Origin of the sequence: Calidithermus terrae, assembly GCF_003574345.1 — a bacterium.
Lineage (GTDB): Bacteria > Deinococcota > Deinococci > Deinococcales > Thermaceae > Calidithermus > Calidithermus chliarophilus.
On sequence record NZ_QXDL01000086.1, the window covers coordinates 1 to 16,142 of the forward strand.

15 protein-coding genes are annotated in these 16,142 nt (G+C 69.6%); 11 read left to right on the top strand and 4 right to left on the bottom strand.

Annotated features, from left to right (window positions below; translation table 11 throughout):
* Positions 1-835, top strand: an 835-nt coding sequence (locus Mterra_RS22305) for a hypothetical protein (RefSeq protein ID WP_170159632.1), incomplete at its 5' end; no start/stop codon positions are given.
* Here the strand turns inward: Mterra_RS22305 and Mterra_RS11115 are convergent.
* The gene (locus Mterra_RS11115; RefSeq protein ID WP_119315251.1) at positions 832-1,629 is read right to left on the bottom strand and encodes an IclR family transcriptional regulator; all 798 of its coding nucleotides are present in this window, start codon (positions 1,627-1,629) and stop codon (positions 832-834) included. The two genes, Mterra_RS22305 and Mterra_RS11115, sit on opposite strands and share 4 nt — an antisense overlap.
* A gap of 154 nt (positions 1,630-1,783) precedes the next feature.
* Between Mterra_RS11115 and aceB the strand changes: the two genes are divergently transcribed.
* A complete protein-coding gene (gene aceB, locus Mterra_RS11120) occupies positions 1,784-3,358 on the top strand; it encodes a malate synthase A (RefSeq protein WP_119315261.1) in 1,575 nt (524 codons plus the stop codon).
* A gap of 641 nt (positions 3,359-3,999) precedes the next feature.
* Here aceB and Mterra_RS11130 read toward each other — a convergent pair.
* The gene (locus Mterra_RS11130; RefSeq protein WP_119315253.1) at positions 4,000-4,548 is read right to left on the bottom strand and encodes a Uma2 family endonuclease; all 549 of its coding nucleotides are present in this window, start codon (positions 4,546-4,548) and stop codon (positions 4,000-4,002) included.
* A 117-nt stretch (positions 4,549-4,665) separates the two neighbouring features.
* Here Mterra_RS11130 and Mterra_RS11135 point away from each other — a divergent pair, with 117 nt between their 5' ends.
* The 5 genes from Mterra_RS11135 to Mterra_RS11155 all read left to right on the top strand — a co-directional run bounded on the left by Mterra_RS11135 (position 4,666) and on the right by Mterra_RS11155 (position 9,827).
* Complete coding sequence (locus tag Mterra_RS11135; RefSeq protein WP_218022924.1) at positions 4,666-5,070, top strand: GNAT family N-acetyltransferase; 405 nt, start codon at positions 4,666-4,668, stop codon at positions 5,068-5,070.
* A 460-nt stretch (positions 5,071-5,530) separates the two neighbouring features.
* A complete protein-coding gene (locus Mterra_RS11140) occupies positions 5,531-6,949 on the top strand; it encodes a DUF4129 domain-containing protein (RefSeq protein ID WP_245971601.1) in 1,419 nt (472 codons plus the stop codon).
* Positions 6,946-7,875: an AAA family ATPase gene (locus Mterra_RS11145; RefSeq protein ID WP_119315255.1), complete on the top strand. Its 930-nt coding sequence runs from the start codon at positions 6,946-6,948 to the stop codon at positions 7,873-7,875. The genes Mterra_RS11140 and Mterra_RS11145 overlap by 4 nt, the downstream gene beginning before the upstream one ends.
* Positions 7,876-7,888: 13 nt before the next feature.
* Positions 7,889-8,695 (top strand): PIG-L deacetylase family protein, encoded by an 807-nt coding sequence (locus Mterra_RS11150; protein WP_119315256.1) that lies wholly within the window; start codon positions 7,889-7,891, stop codon positions 8,693-8,695.
* Positions 8,696-8,717: 22 nt separating this feature from the next.
* Positions 8,718-9,827: a DUF58 domain-containing protein gene (locus Mterra_RS11155; protein ID WP_119315257.1), complete on the top strand. Its 1,110-nt coding sequence runs from the start codon at positions 8,718-8,720 to the stop codon at positions 9,825-9,827.
* 200 nt (positions 9,828-10,027) lie between these two features.
* Here the strand turns inward: Mterra_RS11155 and Mterra_RS11160 are convergent, their stop codons facing one another.
* Positions 10,028-10,717, bottom strand: a complete 690-nt coding sequence (locus tag Mterra_RS11160; RefSeq protein ID WP_119315258.1) for a BON domain-containing protein — start codon at positions 10,715-10,717, stop codon at positions 10,028-10,030.
* A gap of 168 nt (positions 10,718-10,885) precedes the next feature.
* Between Mterra_RS11160 and Mterra_RS11165 the strand changes: the two genes are divergently transcribed.
* The 4 genes from Mterra_RS11165 to glcF are packed head-to-tail and all read left to right on the top strand — an operon-like array spanning position 10,886 to position 15,297.
* Positions 10,886-12,334 carry an FAD-linked oxidase C-terminal domain-containing protein gene (locus Mterra_RS11165; RefSeq protein ID WP_119315259.1) on the top strand — a complete coding sequence of 483 codons (1,449 nt, stop codon included), beginning with the start codon at positions 10,886-10,888 and terminating at the stop codon, positions 12,332-12,334.
* A gap of 1 nt (position 12,335) precedes the next feature.
* Positions 12,336-12,935, top strand: coding sequence for an NUDIX hydrolase (locus Mterra_RS11170; protein ID WP_051304129.1), 600 nt, complete (start codon positions 12,336-12,338; stop codon positions 12,933-12,935).
* Positions 12,932-14,029, top strand: coding sequence for an FAD-binding protein (locus Mterra_RS11175; RefSeq protein WP_119315263.1), 1,098 nt, complete (start codon positions 12,932-12,934; stop codon positions 14,027-14,029). The genes Mterra_RS11170 and Mterra_RS11175 overlap by 4 nt, the downstream gene beginning before the upstream one ends.
* Before the next feature lie 5 nt (positions 14,030-14,034).
* Positions 14,035-15,297 carry a glycolate oxidase subunit GlcF gene (glcF, locus tag Mterra_RS11180; RefSeq protein ID WP_119315260.1) on the top strand — a complete coding sequence of 421 codons (1,263 nt, stop codon included), beginning with the start codon at positions 14,035-14,037 and terminating at the stop codon, positions 15,295-15,297.
* Positions 15,298-15,516: 219 nt separating this feature from the next.
* Here the strand turns inward: glcF and Mterra_RS11185 are convergent, their stop codons facing one another.
* Entirely contained in the window at positions 15,517-16,044 is a 528-nt protein-coding gene (locus Mterra_RS11185; RefSeq protein WP_027892857.1) for a DJ-1/PfpI family protein, read from the bottom strand.
* Positions 16,045-16,142 lie beyond the last annotated feature (98 nt).

The window sequence follows — 16,142 nt, forward strand, 5'->3', positions numbered from 1 at the left end:
GCCCTACGCCCCGCACCTGCTGCCGCTCTACTGGCTGCCGGTGGGGCCGGGGGCCTTCGGGCTGGGGGCCACCCTCTACGGCAACGACGTGGCCGGGATCCACGCCTACGAGGTGGGGCTGGGCGTGGCCGAGGCGGGCGGCTTGGCCGCGCAGGCGCAGTACAGCTTCACCCCCACCTTCGAGTGGGGGCTGACCCTCGCCGGGAGCTACGGCCCGGGGGGCTGGGCCGTGGGGCTCAGCCCGGCCTACCGTGGCGTGGGCGAGTTCCCCGGCCTGGGGCTCGCCGCCTACCGCCTGCAGCCCTTCGCGGCCTACTACAGCGACGCGGGCTGGGACGCGGGCGCGCGCCTGGACCTCGGCAACCTCGGCTTCGACCCCTTCGGCTACCTCGAGCAGGGCTGGGGCGTCGGGGGCGCGGCGTCGCGGCTGTCGGGCTGGGAGGGGCGGTTCACGCTGGCGGGGAGCGTCCTCGAGCAGAACCTAGCGCTGCAACTCAGCGGCCACCGGGACGGTTGGAACGCCTCGGACCCCGTCCTCAGCGAGGCCCGCCTGTCGGCGCACTACCCGCTGCGGCTGGAGTGGCGGGCCGGGGACGGGGTCTACGCGCTCGAGCGCCTCTCGCTGGTGCCCTTCGCCGGGGCACGGGGCGTGAACGCCAGCTTCGAGTACGGCGGGGGCGTGCAGGTGCTGGGGGACTTCATCCTCAACTACTTCGCGGGGCTGGGGGTGGGCGTGGAGGTGAACTACTACAGCCAAAGCGGCTTCGGCTTCGGCTTAGTGCTGGCCGACGGCGCGGTGCGGGCCCTGCTGCCCGCGGGGTGGAAGCTCCCCTAGCCCGCCCAGCCCAGGCGGGCGGAGACCGCGTCGGCGGCGCGGCGCACCCGCTGGCCCAGGCCCTCCAGGCGCTCGTCGGGCACGCGGCTGGCGGGGGCAGAGAGCGACATGGAGGCCACCACCTTGCCGCGGTTGTCCCGCACCGGCGCGGCGATGCAGCGCACCCCCTCTTCCCGCTCCTCGTTGTCGAGGGCGAAGCCGCGCCGCTGGGACTCGCGCAGGGCCTCGAGGAAGGCCTCGGGGGTCGTGAGCGTCCGGTCGGTGAAGGGGCGGAAGGGGCCCGAGCCCAGCATGCGCCGGGTCTCGGCCTCGCTGTGGCCCATCAGCAGGGCCTTGCCCACGCCGGTGCAGTACAGCGGCGCCCGCGCCCCGATGCGGGTGAACATGCGGATGAGCTGCCGCCCCTCGACCTGCGCGATGTAGACCGCCTCGTTGCCGTCAAGCACGGCCAGGTTGACGGTCTCGTTGAGCTCGTCCACCAGCTTTTCCATCTCGGGCATGGCGGCGTCCACCAGCCCGCCCCGGGTCAGGAAGGCCGAGCCCACCTGGTAGGCCCGCAGCCCCACCTTCCACAGGCCCCGGTCTTCGTCCCAGTCGGCGAAGCCCCGCTTGCGGAGGGTCTCGAGCAGCCGGTAGGCGGTGCTGGGCGAGAGCTCGGTGCGCCGGGCGAGCTCGGAGAGGGAGAGGGTCTCGGCCTCGGAGAGGGCCTCGAGCAGGTGCAGGCCGCGCTCGAGCGTGCGCACCTCCCCCACCTCGGTGCTGCGGGTGCGCCCGGGCCGGCGTTTATTCTCCATGCGGCCAGCTTACTCGAGGACCGGCTATTTTTCAACAAATGCAAAATCTGTTCATACATTGACAAACAGAGGCCGGTACGACTAGGCTCATGAGCATGAAAGCCGTCGCTGGCCGATGGCCGACAACGCCCTAGGCACCCCCTGGAGGAAACCCATGACCCTACCCAAAGGCATCGAGATCACCGGCCCCAAGCTCCCGGCCTCCGACAGCGTGCTCACCCCCGAGGCCCTGGCCTTCGTGGCGGGCTTGCAGCGCGAGTTCGGCGCGGTGCGCAAGGGCTTGCTGCAGCGCCGCGCCGAGGTGGCACGTCGCATCGCGGCGGGCGAGAAGCCGGGCCTGCTCGAGCACACCCGCTTCATCCGCGAGGGCGACTGGCGCGTGGCCCCGGCCCCCCCCGACCTCGACGACCGCCGCACCGAGATCACCGGCCCCGTCGAGCGCAAGATGATGATCAACGCGCTCAACTCGGGGGCCAAGGTCTTCATGGCCGACTGCGAAGACGCCCTCTCCCCCACCTGGGAGAACATCGTCCAGGGGCAGCAAAACCTCATGGACGCGGTGCGCCGCACCATCGGCTTCACCTCGCCGGAGGGCAAGGAGTACCGCCTGGCCGAGAAGACCGCCACCCTGGTGGTGCGCCCGCGCGGCTGGCACCTCACCGAGCGCCACGTCCTGGTGGACGGCGAGCCGGTCTCGGGCTCGCTCTTCGACTTCGGGCTCTACTTCTTCCACAACGCCCACGAATTGCTGAAGCGCGGCTCGGGCCCCTACTTCTACCTGCCCAAGCTGGAGAGCCACCTCGAGGCCCGCCTCTGGAACGACGTGTTCAACTTCGCGCAGGACTACGTGGGCATCCCGCGCGGCACCATCCGCGCCACCGTGCTCATCGAGACCATCCTGGCCGCCTTCGAGATGGAGGAGATCCTCTACGAGCTGCGCGACCACGCCGCCGGGCTCAACGCCGGGCGCTGGGACTACATCTTCAGCTGCATCAAGAAGTTCGCCACCGAGGACGTGATCTTCCCCGATCGGGTCCAGATCACCATGACCGTGCCCTTCATGCGCGCCTACACCGAGCTGCTGGTGCGCAGCTGCCACAAGCGCGGCGCCCACGCCATCGGGGGCATGGCCGCCTTCATCCCCAGCCGCAAGGACCCCGAGGTTAACGAGCGGGCCATCGCCGCCGTGACCAAGGACAAGGAGCGCGAGTCGGGCGACGGCTTCGACGGCACCTGGGTGGCCCACCCCGACTTAGTGCCCGTGGCCATCGGCGTCTTCGACAAGGTGCTGGGCGAGAAGCCCAACCAGAAGGACCGCCTGCGCGAGGACGTCGAGGGCAAGGTGCGCCCCGAGCAGCTCATCGACTTCAACGTGCCCGGCGGCACCGTCACCGAGGCGGGGGCGCGCAACAACATCAGCGTGGAGCTGCAGTACATGGCGGCCTGGCTCGGCGGCAGCGGCGCGGTGGCGATCTTCAACCTGATGGAGGACGCCGCCACCGCCGAGATCTCCCGCGCCCAGCTCTGGCAGTGGCTGCGCAAGGGGGCCAGGCTCGAGGACGGCCGCCCCTTCACCCGCGAGCTCTACGAGCAGCTCAAGCGGGAGGAGATGGCTAAGCTGGCGGGGATGAAGAACCTCGAGGCCGCCGCCCAATTGCTCGACGAGCTGGTGCTGCAGCCCGAGTTCCGCGAGTTCTTGACCCTGCCCGCCTACGAGCGCTTAAGCTAGACTTTGTTGAATCTCTAAAACACCTGTTCGCCGACCCGGATAGGGAGCGTGAACTGCTCGAGGGCAGCTGTTTGATGGCTTCTACCCTATCGGACTGGGAGGAGCAGCGTCGCCTGATCGCCAAAGCCATCCATCGCCCGGGCACCCTTCTGGACGTCGGTTGCGCGAATGGCCTCCTGCTGCGGTGCCTGCTGGAGTGGAGCCCCCATCCGCTTGTCCCCTACGGGATTGACCCCGACCCGCAGCGGCTCGAGGCGGCGCGCGGGCTGCTGCCCGAGTACGCCAGCCATCTCGCCCCCATCAGGCTCGGAGAGCTGAGGCAGTTGAGCGACTATGCCCTGCCCCCCGATTCGACTTCGTCTACTGGAACGTCTGGGATGACCTCGAGTTCGAGCAACCCTGGGCCCAGCGTTACCTGGACGAAGCTCTGGGGGCTACGGCAAGCCGGCTTATCCTGGGCTTTTACGGGCCTTCCCTCGAGGCCATCGAGAAAAAGCTCGCCTGGCTCAGGAAAAAGCTCGGGGAACCCGCCGGGCGCACCGAGAACCTCCCCGCGACGGTGGTCGTCGTCTGGTGGGATAAGGGCTGAGCACGGCTGGCTGACGGCCATCGTTCGGGGGCTACCCGCCCGAGGCCGGACCCTAAAGGCCCTCGAATATGGCCTCGAGCGGGAGCGAGAACCCCAGGCAAGGCACGTCCACCGAGCCTGTCTCGAGGCGCAGGGTTTGCCACCCCGCGGAAGCCCGGTGGAACACGTCCACGCAGCGGGCCTCAGGGTCAACGATGAGGTAGGTGGACAGGCTTTCGATGCTCCGGTAGGCCTGAAGCTTTTCGCGCCGGTCGGTGGCCTCGGTGGTGGGCGAGGTCACCTCGGCGATGAAGCACGGGCGCTGGAAAATGTGGCTCTGGGTTTCTGCCGGGTCGCACAGCACCATCACGTCGGGGTAGTAGTAACGGTGGAGCTGGGGAATCCAGAGCTTGACGCCCTCGAAGGCGACCCAGCAACCCCGCGAACGCGCCACGGGGCGCAGCGCGGTGTAGATGTTCCCGGCAACCTCGTCGTGTTCTTTGGACTCACCCGGCATTTCGTAGACGATACCATCCACATACTCGTGCCGGACGGGAGATTTCTCCTCGAGCGCGAGGTACTCCTCCGGGCTGAGGTTCGGGGGCAGAGGCCGGGCCGACATGCCTCGAGTGTAGCAGGTACAATCGGGCCATGCTTCTTGGGAAAATTCGCTGATTCTTGCACGGGTGCTGGCGATCGGCTTGAAGGATCGAGCTTGGCTATTGGCAGGAGGGCACGCGTGGACCTGATCTACACCTCAAGCCTCGAGGGCATCACCCCCGAGCAGTTGGAAGGCTTTTTCGTCGGCTGGCCTAACCCGCCCTCGCCCCAGACCCACCTGCGAATCCTGAAGGGCAGCAGCCACGTGGTGCTGGCGCTGGACGGCGAAAGGGTCGTGGGGTTCGTCAACGCCATCAGCGACGGCGTGCTCAGCGCGTACATTCCCCTGCTCGAGGTGCTCCCGCCCTACCAGGGCCGCGGCGTCGGGAGCGAGCTGATGCGGCGGATGCTCGAACAGCTCGAGGGCTTCTACATGGCCGACCTGCCGTGCGAGCCCGAGCTGGCCCCCTTCTACGAGCGCTTCGGGATGCGTAGGGCGGCCGGGATGTTTCTGAGGAACTACGCGCGGCAGGCCGGGAGCTGAAAACGAATTCGTGGCCCTGCCCGATAGACCTCTTGCGGAAGTCGCCAATAACCGCGTCAGGAAGGGCAAGCGTAGAAGAACGAAATCACCCCGGTTGGCTGACCAGCTTGCTCGCCAGGCAAACCAACCGGGGCGTAAGGCAAAAGCCAGGAAGGGAACCCATTCCAGCATCGCGAATTCGCTTACATTTGTGTGTATGGGCAGTCGTGTACCGTCGTCCCGCAGCCGTTGTCAGGGGTCGCCGAAGCGTTCACCGCAGCCGTGGCGCCGAGGCTTATCAGGAAGAGCGCCACGAGCATCAACCTCGCACTCCTAACCATGAGCCTGACCTCCTGACCTAGCGCGCGAACATCGCGTAGGTTATGGTGCACAGGTGTTAGAGCGGTTACACGGCTAGGTCGTTATTAGGTTATATTATGTATAACTATTTGGTCAACATCCCAGGAATGAGGTTAGCTTGATGCGTTTTCAGCCAGTGATGGTGCAGGCACAGGGGGCTCTGGTACTGATCTTCTCCTTCCTGGCATTGCCAAAGGAGAGCTGGCTGGGGTTGGTTTGCGGCGTGATTTTGTTTTGGGCGTTATGGCGGTCCCCCTACAGGGAAGGCCTCGCCTGGTTTTCCTCGCTGCCCGGACTGTATCACTTTCTCGGGGTCGAGGCTACGCCGGAGTCGCTCCTGGCGGCCTTCGGTGCCTGGGGGTTGGTGTCGTTCGGGTTGCTTTTTCTGAGCCTCACGGTCTTATCGGCGTCTCGAGGCGCGAGGTTTCCGGTGCTGTACCTGCTGCCCCTCGTCGCCTTGCGGCCAGAGGGCTACATGCTGGGCATAGTCCTCCTCATTCAATCGTTGTGGACGCTGACGAGGGAAGCGAGCCTTTCGGGGCAGTTGGGCCGGCGCTGGGTCACGACCCCTAAGGCGCCAGCCGGGCTGTTGGCCGCCGCCGCGGTGTTGGCCGCTGGCGCCTCCCTGGCCCCACTGGGCGTAGCCACGGACGGCCCTCCGCCGGGCAAGGTCGCGGAGCCTGGCGCTCACGCCGTGAAGCCCCCTGCCCCTGCCGAGCCCGGCGGTGAGCCCGGCCTCCCAGAAGGCGGGAACCTCGCCTCGAGCGAGCGGGCACGCGCCGTTTCCACCCAGACGAACCCGCTCCCGCTGCTCGACATTTTCATCCAAGTCACGCTGGCCCTGGCCGTGCTGGTCCTGGGCATCGCCTTCGTGCTGGCGGTCCGGGCCCGGGCGAGAGGACAACCACTGCTCCGCGGGCACTTGATGCCCCTGCTCGTAGCGTCGTTCGGGCTGGGCATGCTTCTCGCCTGGTTCCACCTGAGCCGGGGGGACGCCGGTGCGGCGGAGGGTCCGGTCACCGCGCTTCCTCCCGGTGCGCGAGGGAGCGCCGACCAGGCGGCGGCCCCAGGAGGCAGTTCAGCGCTTCCCGTCCTGGACGCAGCCGCAGTCGTGGGCCTGCTCGCCGCGCTCACGGCGGTCGTCGTTCTGTCGGCGGTTGCCTGGAGCATCGCGAGGCAACTGAAGAAGGAGCCGTCGCATCCCTCTGAAGCTTCACCCCGGTGGGGTGAGGAGGGAAAAGCGGCGTCGGCAAGCCGCATCCGCCGGGCTTACCAGCGGTTCCTGCGGCTTATGGAGCAGCGGGGCTACCCCCGCACCGCGTACGAAAGCCCGCGCGAATACGCCACGCGGTTAGGGAAGCATAGCTCGGCCGTGCATGCCGAGCTTCACGAACTGACCGGGCTCTACGAACCGGTACGCTACGGTGGTTACGCCGACGAGGCCCAGGCCGAGCGGGCGGAGCGACTGGCCGAGCTGGTGCCTGTCGCTTTCGGCTATGCCCCGGACGCCACGGGCGGTCGGCAAAGGGAAGAAGCATGATCCAGACTTGGTTTGACAAACTCAGCTCGAACGTCGAGCAGGTCATCGTGGGCAAGCACGAGGAGGTGCGGCGGGTGGTAGCCACGCTGCTCACCGGCGGGCACGTGCTGCTGGAGGACGTGCCGGGCACCGGCAAGACCACGCTGGCGCGGGCGCTGGCGAAGAGCCTGGGCCTCGAGTTCCGCCGCGTGCAGTTCACCCCCGACCTGCTCCCCTCCGACCTCACCGGGGTCTACGTGTTCCGGCAGGGCGAGTTCGAGTTCAGGCCCGGCCCCCTCTTCACCGGGCTGCTGCTGGCCGACGAGCTCAACCGCGCCACCCCCAAGACCCAGTCGGCGCTGCTGGAGGCCATGGCCGAGGGGCAGGTGACGCTCGAGGGCCACACCCACCCGCTGCCCCGGCCCTTCCTGGTCATCGCCACCCAGAACCCCATCGAGCAGGAGGGCACCTACCGCCTGCCCGAGGCGCAGCTCGACCGCTTCACCGCCCGCGTCCGGCTGGGCTACCCCGAGGGCGAGAGCGAGCGGGAGATGCTGCGGCGCATGCGGCAGGCCAGCCCGCTCGACGGGCTGGGGCCCGTGACCACCGCCGAGGCCGTGCTCGAGGCCCAGCGCGCCGTGCGCAAGGTGCGGGTGAGCCCGGAGATGGAGGACTACCTGCTCGAGGTCGTGGCCGCCACCCGCAAGGCGCAGGGCGTGGTGCTGGGCGCGAGCCCGCGCGCGGCGCTGGCGCTGGAGCGCTTCGCGCAGGCCCTGGCCGCGCTCGAGGGCCGCGACTACGTGATCCCCGACGACCTCAAGGACGCGGTTTTCCCGGTGCTGGGCCACCGCCTGATCCTCGCCTACGAGGCGCGGCTCGAGGGCCTCACCCCCGAGAGCGTGTTGCACGTCATCCTCGAGCGGGTGCCGGTGCCGGTAGAGTCCTGAGCGAGGTGAGCCCATGCCCAAAACCCTCCTGGCGGTCTACGCCCACCCCGACGACGAAGGCTTCAGCGGCGGCGCGCTCGCCCACTACGCGGCCAAAGGCTACCGCGTGGTGCTGGCCTGCGCCACCCGCGGCGAGGCCGGACAGGTCAAGGACGCCAGCTTGGGCCAGGTGGCCGACCTCGGCGCCCTGCGCGAGCAGGAGCTGCGCAAGGCCTGCGAGATCCTGGGCATCGAGCCCCCCGTCTTCCTGGGCTTCCACGACTCGGGGCGCAAGGAGCGCGTGCAGCAGGACAACCCGCTGGCCCTGATGAACGCGGGCTGGCTCGAGGTCGAAGCGCGAATTCGCGAGGTCATCGCCCGGCTCGAGCCGCAGGTGATCCTCACCTTCGACCCCCACGGCGGCTACGGCCACGTCGATCACCTGGTGGTGCAGCGGGCCACCACCGCCGCCTTCTTCTCCAGCAGCCACCTGCCCAACCCGCCCCAGCGCCTGTTCTACGGGGTGCTGCCGCTGGCGAGCTTAGAACGCATGCGTCAGAGCGAGCGCTTCGCCAACCTCCTGGGCGAGAACGACCCCAAGGTCTTCGGCGTGGACCCCCGGCTCGTCGCGGTGCGGCTCAACGTGGAGCCCTACCTCGAGCGCAAGTGGCAGGCCAACCGCGCCCACGTCTCGCAGTTCGCCTCCGTCTCCAACCCCCCCGACCCCGAGTTCGTCGCCCTGATGCGCGAGATCCAGACCCACGAGCACTACGCGCTGGGGGCGGCGCGGGGGCCCATCCCGCGCTGGCCGATGGAGGACTTGTTCGAGGGGTTGGAGTGAACGGGCGCAGGGCGGAGCGGCGATGCTCGCGCTGGTGACCGTGCTCCTGCTGCTGGCCGGGCTGCTCTACAGCCCCCGGCTGGTGCGGGGCACGGTGCGCCTCAGCGCCGACCAGCCCCGGCTGTTCCCGGGGCGCAAGGGGCAGGGGGCCCTCGAGCTGCGCCTGCACAGCCCGCTGCCGGTGTACGTGCGCCTGGAGCGCGAGGGGCAGAGCTCGCTTTCGCTGCTGCCGGGCGGCCTGCGGGGCCTGGCGTGGGGGGAGTTCCGCTTCGGCGAGCCCCTGGAGTACAGCCCCCGCTACCGGGGCGAACACCGGCTGCCGGGGGTGCGGGTCTTCGTCAAGGACCTGCTGGGGCTGCTCGAGCACGAGCTGTCCCTGCCGCAGGAGCGCTCGAGCGTGCTGGCCTACCCCGAGGCCTTCCCCCTCGACTCCCCCGCCTTCCGCCTGACCCTCCTGGCCGACGGGCCCGAGGCGGCGGGGGGCCTCGAGGACCCCTCCCGCTTCGCCGGGGTGCGCGAGTACGCGCCGGGCGACCCGCTGCACCGGCTGCACTGGAAGGCCACCGCCCGCCAGGGCCGCCCCATGGTGCGCGAGTACGCCAGGGTCAAGAGCAGCGGGGTCTGGCTGCACCTCGACCTGCAGGGGCAGGGCAAGCCGGGCGAGGTCTACGCCGAGCACGCCGCCTCGCTCGCCGCCAGCCTGCTCCTCGCCGCCGAGCGCGACGGGCTGGCCTTCGGGCTGTCGGTGGGGGGGCTCGAGCTCAGGCTTGGCCGCGGCACCGACCACCTCGCCCGGATGCTGCAAGCCCTGGCCCTGGCCGACCCCGAAGCCGAGCCCCGCGCGGTCCCCGTGCCGCCCCCCGGCGTCAACCTCATCCTGCTGACGCAGGAGGCCTCGAGCGAGGTCATCGAGGGCGCGCTGCGGGCGCGAGCGCGGGCCAGCCGCGTCCACCTCATCGCCCTGCCCGAAGGCTTCTACCTGCGCCCCGGCGAGGGCGGCCGCCCGGTGTTCGGCAAGACCGACGGCATGCTGCGCCTGCTGAAGAAGAAAAGCCTGCTCGAGGCCGAAGGCGTCCGCGTCCACATCCTGCGCGGCAACCAGAACGTCGCCACCCTGAGCAAACCGACCTGAGCCCCGCATCTGGCAGCTTTCAGCGGTCAGCCGTCAGCTTGTGGCTCGTGGTTTACCCCTCCCCGCCGGCGGGGAGGGTTTATCCCCCCTACCCCCCTTGCTAAGGGGGGTAAAGAATGGGCGTCTTGCGTTTGGCGTTTGGCGTAGGACGTACGACGTACGACCCGCGCCCCGCGCCCAGCGCCCGGCTACCGACCCCTCTAACGCGGAATCTGCAACCTCTGCCCCACCCGGATCAGGTCGGGGTTCTCGATCCCGTTGGCCCTGGCGATCTTCATGTAGGACTCGCGGGTGCCGTCGCCGTAGAACTTGAGGGCGATCTCGGAGAGGGTGTCGCCGGGCTGCACGGTGTACCACTCGTCGGGCACGTTGACGTAGCCCGCCTCGGCCTTGGCCTTCTGCTTGGCGCCCTCCACCACCTTGAGGCCGCTGGCGTCCACCTCGCCCACGCCGGGGGTGCCCTGCGCGAGCTGCACCGCGAGGTTGTACTCGTGCTGGCTGTCCACTGCGCCGCGCAGGACGACCCCGGTGCCCTTCTGCAGCACGTCGATGGGGTCGTCCTTGAGCTCGCCGTTGGCGCGGATGTTGTTGTAGACGGCCTTGGCGATGGCCGAGGAGGTCTCGGCCTCCTTGATGAGCTCGGCCGTGGCCGCTTCGGGCTCGGGGGCCGATGCCGCGAACACCACGCCGCTGGTGTCCACGCTCTTCACGCCGTTGACGCCCATGGCTACGGTCTCGAGCAGCCGCAGGTAGCGCTCGTTGGGCACCTCCCCGGCAAAGCTCACCACCCCGCCGCGCTCCCTGACGTCGAGGTCGAGGTTCTGGGTGATGCGCAGCTCCTTCAATGCGTCCTTAACCCGATCCGCAATCGACTTACCGAACGGCCACATAAATGCACCTCCTTTCCCAGCATACGGCCCGGCATGAGGACAATTTCAATGGGCGCTTCACCCGCGCGCCCGGGCGGTAGTATGCTGCCGCTCACTCGCCGTGCAAGCGTGGCCCGCCCACAGCGACGACCGGGCCTTAGACCGTATCCTGATCTCGAGGAGGACCCCATGAACCCTGCCCTGAGCGAATTGGGGCGCATCTACCCGCCCGAGCGGCTGCTGGTGCAGCCCGGCCAGCTCGCGCCCTACGAGTCGGACGCGCTCACCGCCTTCCGGGCCCGGCCCCTGGCGGTGGTGCTGCCCGAGACCGCCGAGGAGGTGGTGCAGACGGTGGCCTGGTGCGCGCGCCACAAGGTCCCCTTCGTGGCCCGGGGCTCGGGCACCAGCCTTTCGGGGGGGTCGCTGCCCGTCGAGGGCGGCCTGGTGATCGGGCTCAACCGCATGAACAAGCTGCTCGAGCTCGACCCCGAAGAGCGCGTCGCGGTGGTGCAGCCCGGCTTCATCAACCTCCACGTCTCCAACGCCGCCGCGCCCTACGGGCTCTACTACGCCCCTGACCCCAGCAGCCAGCCCGTGAGCACCATCGGCGGCAACCTGGCCTTCAACTCCGGCGGGGCGCACTGCCTGAAGTACGGCATGACCTCCAACCACGTGCTGGGCGCGAAGGTGGTGCTGCCGGACGCCGAGGTGGTGGAGCTGGGCTCGCAGAGCCTCGAGGCCGTCGGCCCCGACTGGCTGGGGCTGTTCGTGGGCTCGGAGGGGCTGATGGGCATCGCGGTGGAGGTCACCCTGCGCCTGCTGCCCAAGCCGGAGAAGTACCACACCGTCCTGGCCGCCTACGACAGCCTCGAGAAGGCCGGCAACGCGGTGGCGGCGGTGGTCGCCAGCGGGCTGTTGCCGGGGGCGATGGAGATCATGGACCACCTGGCGATCGAGGCCGCCGAGGCCGCGGTGAAGGCGGGCTACCCGATGGACGCGCGGGCCTTGCTGATCGTGGAGCTCGAGGGCGAGGCCCCCGAGGTCGAGGCCGAGGCGAGGCACCTGGGGGAGGTCATCGCCGCCTCCGGGGCCTACGAGGTGCGGGTGGCGCGGGACGCCGACGAGCGGGCGAAGATCTGGAAAGGCCGCAAGGCCGCCTTCTCGGCGGTGGGCCGCCTGAGCCCGGACTACCTGGTGCAGGACGGGGTGGTGCCGCGCTCGAGGCTGGGTCAGGCCCTGCTCGAGATCGAGCGCCTCTCCCAGCAGTACGGCCTGCGCGTCGCCAACGTCTTCCACGCCGGCGACGGCAACCTCCACCCCCTCATCCTCTACGACGGCAAGGTGAAGGGGCAGCTCGAGCAGGCCGAGGCGCTGGCCGGGGAGATCCTGAAGCTGTGCGTGGGGCTGGGCGGCTCCATCACCGGCGAGCACGGCGTGGGCATGGAGAAAAGGGCCTACATGCCCGCCATGTTCAGCGAGAACGACCTCGCCCTCATGCAGCGCCTGCGCCGCGCCTTAGACCCCGACGAGCTCGCCAACCGGGGCAAGATGTTCCCCCAGGGCACCGCTGCTACAGGTGCCCCCAGGCATTCCGGACCCCACCCGCTCGAGCAAGCGGGCCTCCTCTCGAGGGAATAGCATGACCACCGACCCCCTGCCGCTGCTGGAGAAGATCCAGGCCATCGCCAAGACCGGCCTTCACTACAGCAAGGACCCCTACGACGCTGAGCGCTACCGCCAACTGCTCGAGCTCGCCAGCGAGTACTACGGGCGGCTGCTCGAGGCCCCCCCGCAGGCGGTGCGCGAGCAACTGCTCAAGGACCTCGGGGCCGTGACCCCCAAGGTGGGCTCGGGCGCGGCCGTCTTCGACGCCGGGGGCCGCATCCTGCTGATGCTGCGCCGCGACAACCGCCGCTGGTGCATGCCCTGCGGGCTGGTGGAGGTGGGCGAGACCCCCGAGCAGTGCGCCGTGCGCGAGGCGAAGGAGGAGACCGGGCTCGAGGTGCGGCCGCTCGAGCTCGTGGGCGTGTTCACCCGCTTCCCCATGAAGGAGTACACCGCCTTCACCCTGGTGAGCACGGTCTACCTCTGCGAGGCGGTGGGCGGCGAGCTGCGCGGCTCCCACGAGGACCTGGGCCTGGCCTACTGGGAGCTCGACGAAGTCCCGGTCTGGCACGGGCACCAGGAGGAGCAGGCCCGCCTGGCCCACGCGCTGTGGCGCAAGCGGAGGGCCGGGTGAGGCCCACCTCCCTCACCGAGGTCCTGGAGGCGGTGAGGGCCACCCCCAAGCTGCTGCCGAGGGGTGGGGGCACCAAGGCCGCCCTTTCCACGCCGAGGGAGGGCCAGGCCGTGCTCGACATGACCGGCCTGAGCGGGGTGCTCGAGTACGACCCCGCCGAGTACGTGCTGGTGGCCCTGGCCGGGACCCCTCTGGCCGAGGTCGAGGCCCTGCTGGCCCGGCACGGCCAGTACCTGCCCTTCGACCCGCCCTTCGTCGAGCAGGGGGCCACCCTGGGCGGGACCGTGGCGGCCGGGCTCTCTGGCCCGATGCGCCAGCGCTACGGCGGGGTGCGTGACTTCATCCTGGGCGTGCAGTTCGTGGACGGGGAGGGCAACGCGGTGCGCGGGGGCGGCAAGGTGGTCAAGAACGCCGCCGGCTTCGACCTGCCCAAGCTGATGGTGGGCAGCCGGGGGCAACTGGGGGTGCTGGTCGAGCTGGCCTTCAAGGTCTTCCCCTCCCCCCGGGCCACCGCCACCTTCAAGGTGACCTTCGAGCGCCTCGAGCCCGCCCTCGAGGCCGTGCACGAGCTCGCCTCCTCGCCGCTGGAGTTCTACGCCCTCGACCTCGAGACCAACCCCACGACCCTGACGCTGCGCCTCGGCGGGCAGCCCGAAGCCCTGCCCTCCCGGCTCGAGCGCCTGCGGGCCTTCCTGGGCCACCCCCCCGACACCCACACCCTGCTGATGGAGGGCGAGCGGGAGCGGGGCTACTGGCGCTTCGTGGGCCGGCTCGAGTGGGGCCACGGCTACCTGGTCAAGGTGCCCCTCCAACCCGGCAAGATCGCCGCGCTCGAGCGCGACCTGCCCCCGGGGATCCGCCGCTACGTCGCTGCTGGGAACCTGCTCTACCTCAACTGGCTCGACGCCGCCGAAAAGCTGGATAGCTTGCTGAAAGCTCATGGGCTTTGCGGCATAGTGCTGCGGGGCGACGCCTACCCCGCGGTGAAGGAAACGCTAAAGTCGCCCCTGCTCGGGATAGACTTGGAACACAGCTTCGCCCGCCGCGTCCGTGCCGCGCTCGACCCCACCCGGCGGTTCTCGCTCGACCCCTGATTGCTATGCAGCACAAGATCGACACCCAATCCATCGGCCCGCAGGGCGAGGTGATGGCCCACGCCGTCGAGGCCTGCGTCCACTGCGGCTTCTGCCTGCCCGCCTGCCCCACCTATCAGGTGCTGGGCGAGGAGATGGACAGCCCCCGCGGGCGCATCTTCCTGATGAAGGAGGTGCTCGAGGGCAACCTGAACCCTGAGGACGCCGCCCCCTACATCGACAAGTGCCTCGGCTGCTTGGGCTGCGTCTCGGCCTGCCCCTCCGGCGTGCCCTACGGCGAGCTCGTCAGCACCTACCGGGGCTGGGCCGAGCCCCGCCGCCACCGCTCGCCCTTCCAGAAGGCCTTCCGCCTGGGCGTCATGGAGCTGCTGCCCTACCCCCAGCGCTTCCGCGCCGCCGCCCAGCTCGGCAAGATCGGCAAGGTCTTCAAGCCGCTGCTCCCCAAGGCCCTGCAAGCGCCGCTCGAGCTCCTCCCCGACCGCCTCGAGCCCGCCCCTCCCCTGCCCGAGTTCTTCCCCGCCAAGGGCCCCCGCCGCGCCCGCGTCGCGCTGCTGACCGGGTGCGCCCAGCAGGTGCTCAAGCCCAACTTCAACTGGGCCACCCTGCGGGTGCTGGCCGAGAACGGCGTGGAGGTGCTCATCCCCAGGGGCCAGGCCTGCTGCGGGGCCGCCGCCCTGCACACCGGCGAGCGCAGCCGCGCCATCGGCCTCGCCCGGCAGAACCTGGAGGCCTTCCCCGCCGACGTGGACGCCATCCTCTCCAACGCCGCCGGGTGCGGCTCGGGGCTCAAGGAGTACGGCCTGCTCTTCGTGGGCGAGCCCGAGCACCCGGCCGCCGAAGCCTTTAGCAAGCGCGTGCAGGACGTGTCGGTCTTCCTCGCCAACCTGGGCCTGCTCGAGCCCCCCGCCCTCAAGCAGCCCCTCAAGGTGGCCTACCACGACGCCTGCCACCTCGCTCACGCCCAGCAGGTGCGCTCCGAGCCGCGCAAGCTGCTGCGCTCGGTGCCGGGCCTCGAGCTGCTCGAGATCCCCGAAGGCGAGCTGTGCTGCGGCAGCGCCGGGACCTATAACCTCGAGCAGCCCGCCATCGCCGCCACGCTGGGCGAACGCAAGGCCCGCAACATCCTCGCCACCGGCGCCCAGGCCATCGCCACCGGCAACATCGGCTGCTTTACCCAAATTCAGAGCCACCTGCGCAAGCTGGGGCACGAAATCCCGATGTACCACACGGTCGAGATTCTGGACCTGGCGTACCAGGGAAAGCTGTAAGCCATCAGCTATCAGCTATCAGCGAAAGGCTCGTGGTTGACCCCACCCCTTCCCTCCCCGCACGCGGGGAGGGGCTATCCCCCCAACCCCCCTTGCTAAAGGGGAACAAGGCGTCTGGCGTCTCGCGTCTGGCGTTTGGCGTACGACGTACGCCGTAGGACGTACGACCCGCGCCCGGCGTTTAGCTATCAGCTATCGGCTATCGACCATCGACATTCCTCAAACCGACAGCCCCAGGTGCGCCCTGGCCTCTTCCGAGAAGCCGGCCCATTCCAGCAGCGCCCGCGCCAGCTCGAGGTAGCCCCGCGTGGTGCAGACCTTGCCCTGCCAGAGCACCGGCTTGGGCTCGGGCCGGAAGCCTTGTTCGCGCAGGGCCTCGAGCGCGAGGGGGTGGGCAGCTAGGGGTTGGGAGCGCTGGAGGTGGCCGAGCTCGAGCAGCATCAGCGCGGCGTTGGAGCCGGCGAACACCGCCCGCAAGCCCTCCCAGACCTGGGCGAACCAGTCCTGGTGGTCGGGGTCGCGGCCCAGCTTGCTCATCTGCGGGCCGCCGGGGATCACGAGAACGTCGAAGGCCGTACGGGCGCCCAGCACGTAGCGCGGGGTCCAGACCGAACCCCCGGCCCCCTCGAGCGCCGTCCTCCCCCGCGCCAGGGTGAAGGCCTCCCACTTCAAAAGTCGGGCCACTTCCAGCGCTAACGCAGCTTCGGCCTCGAGAAAACCAGGGCTCAACAACACGCCGAGTTGCACGGGGTCATCTTATAGGAGGCCGAAGGCCGAGGGCCAAGGCGTTTTGCGTTTTGCGTTTTGCGTTTTGCGTTCGGCGTACGACGTACGACCACCCCACC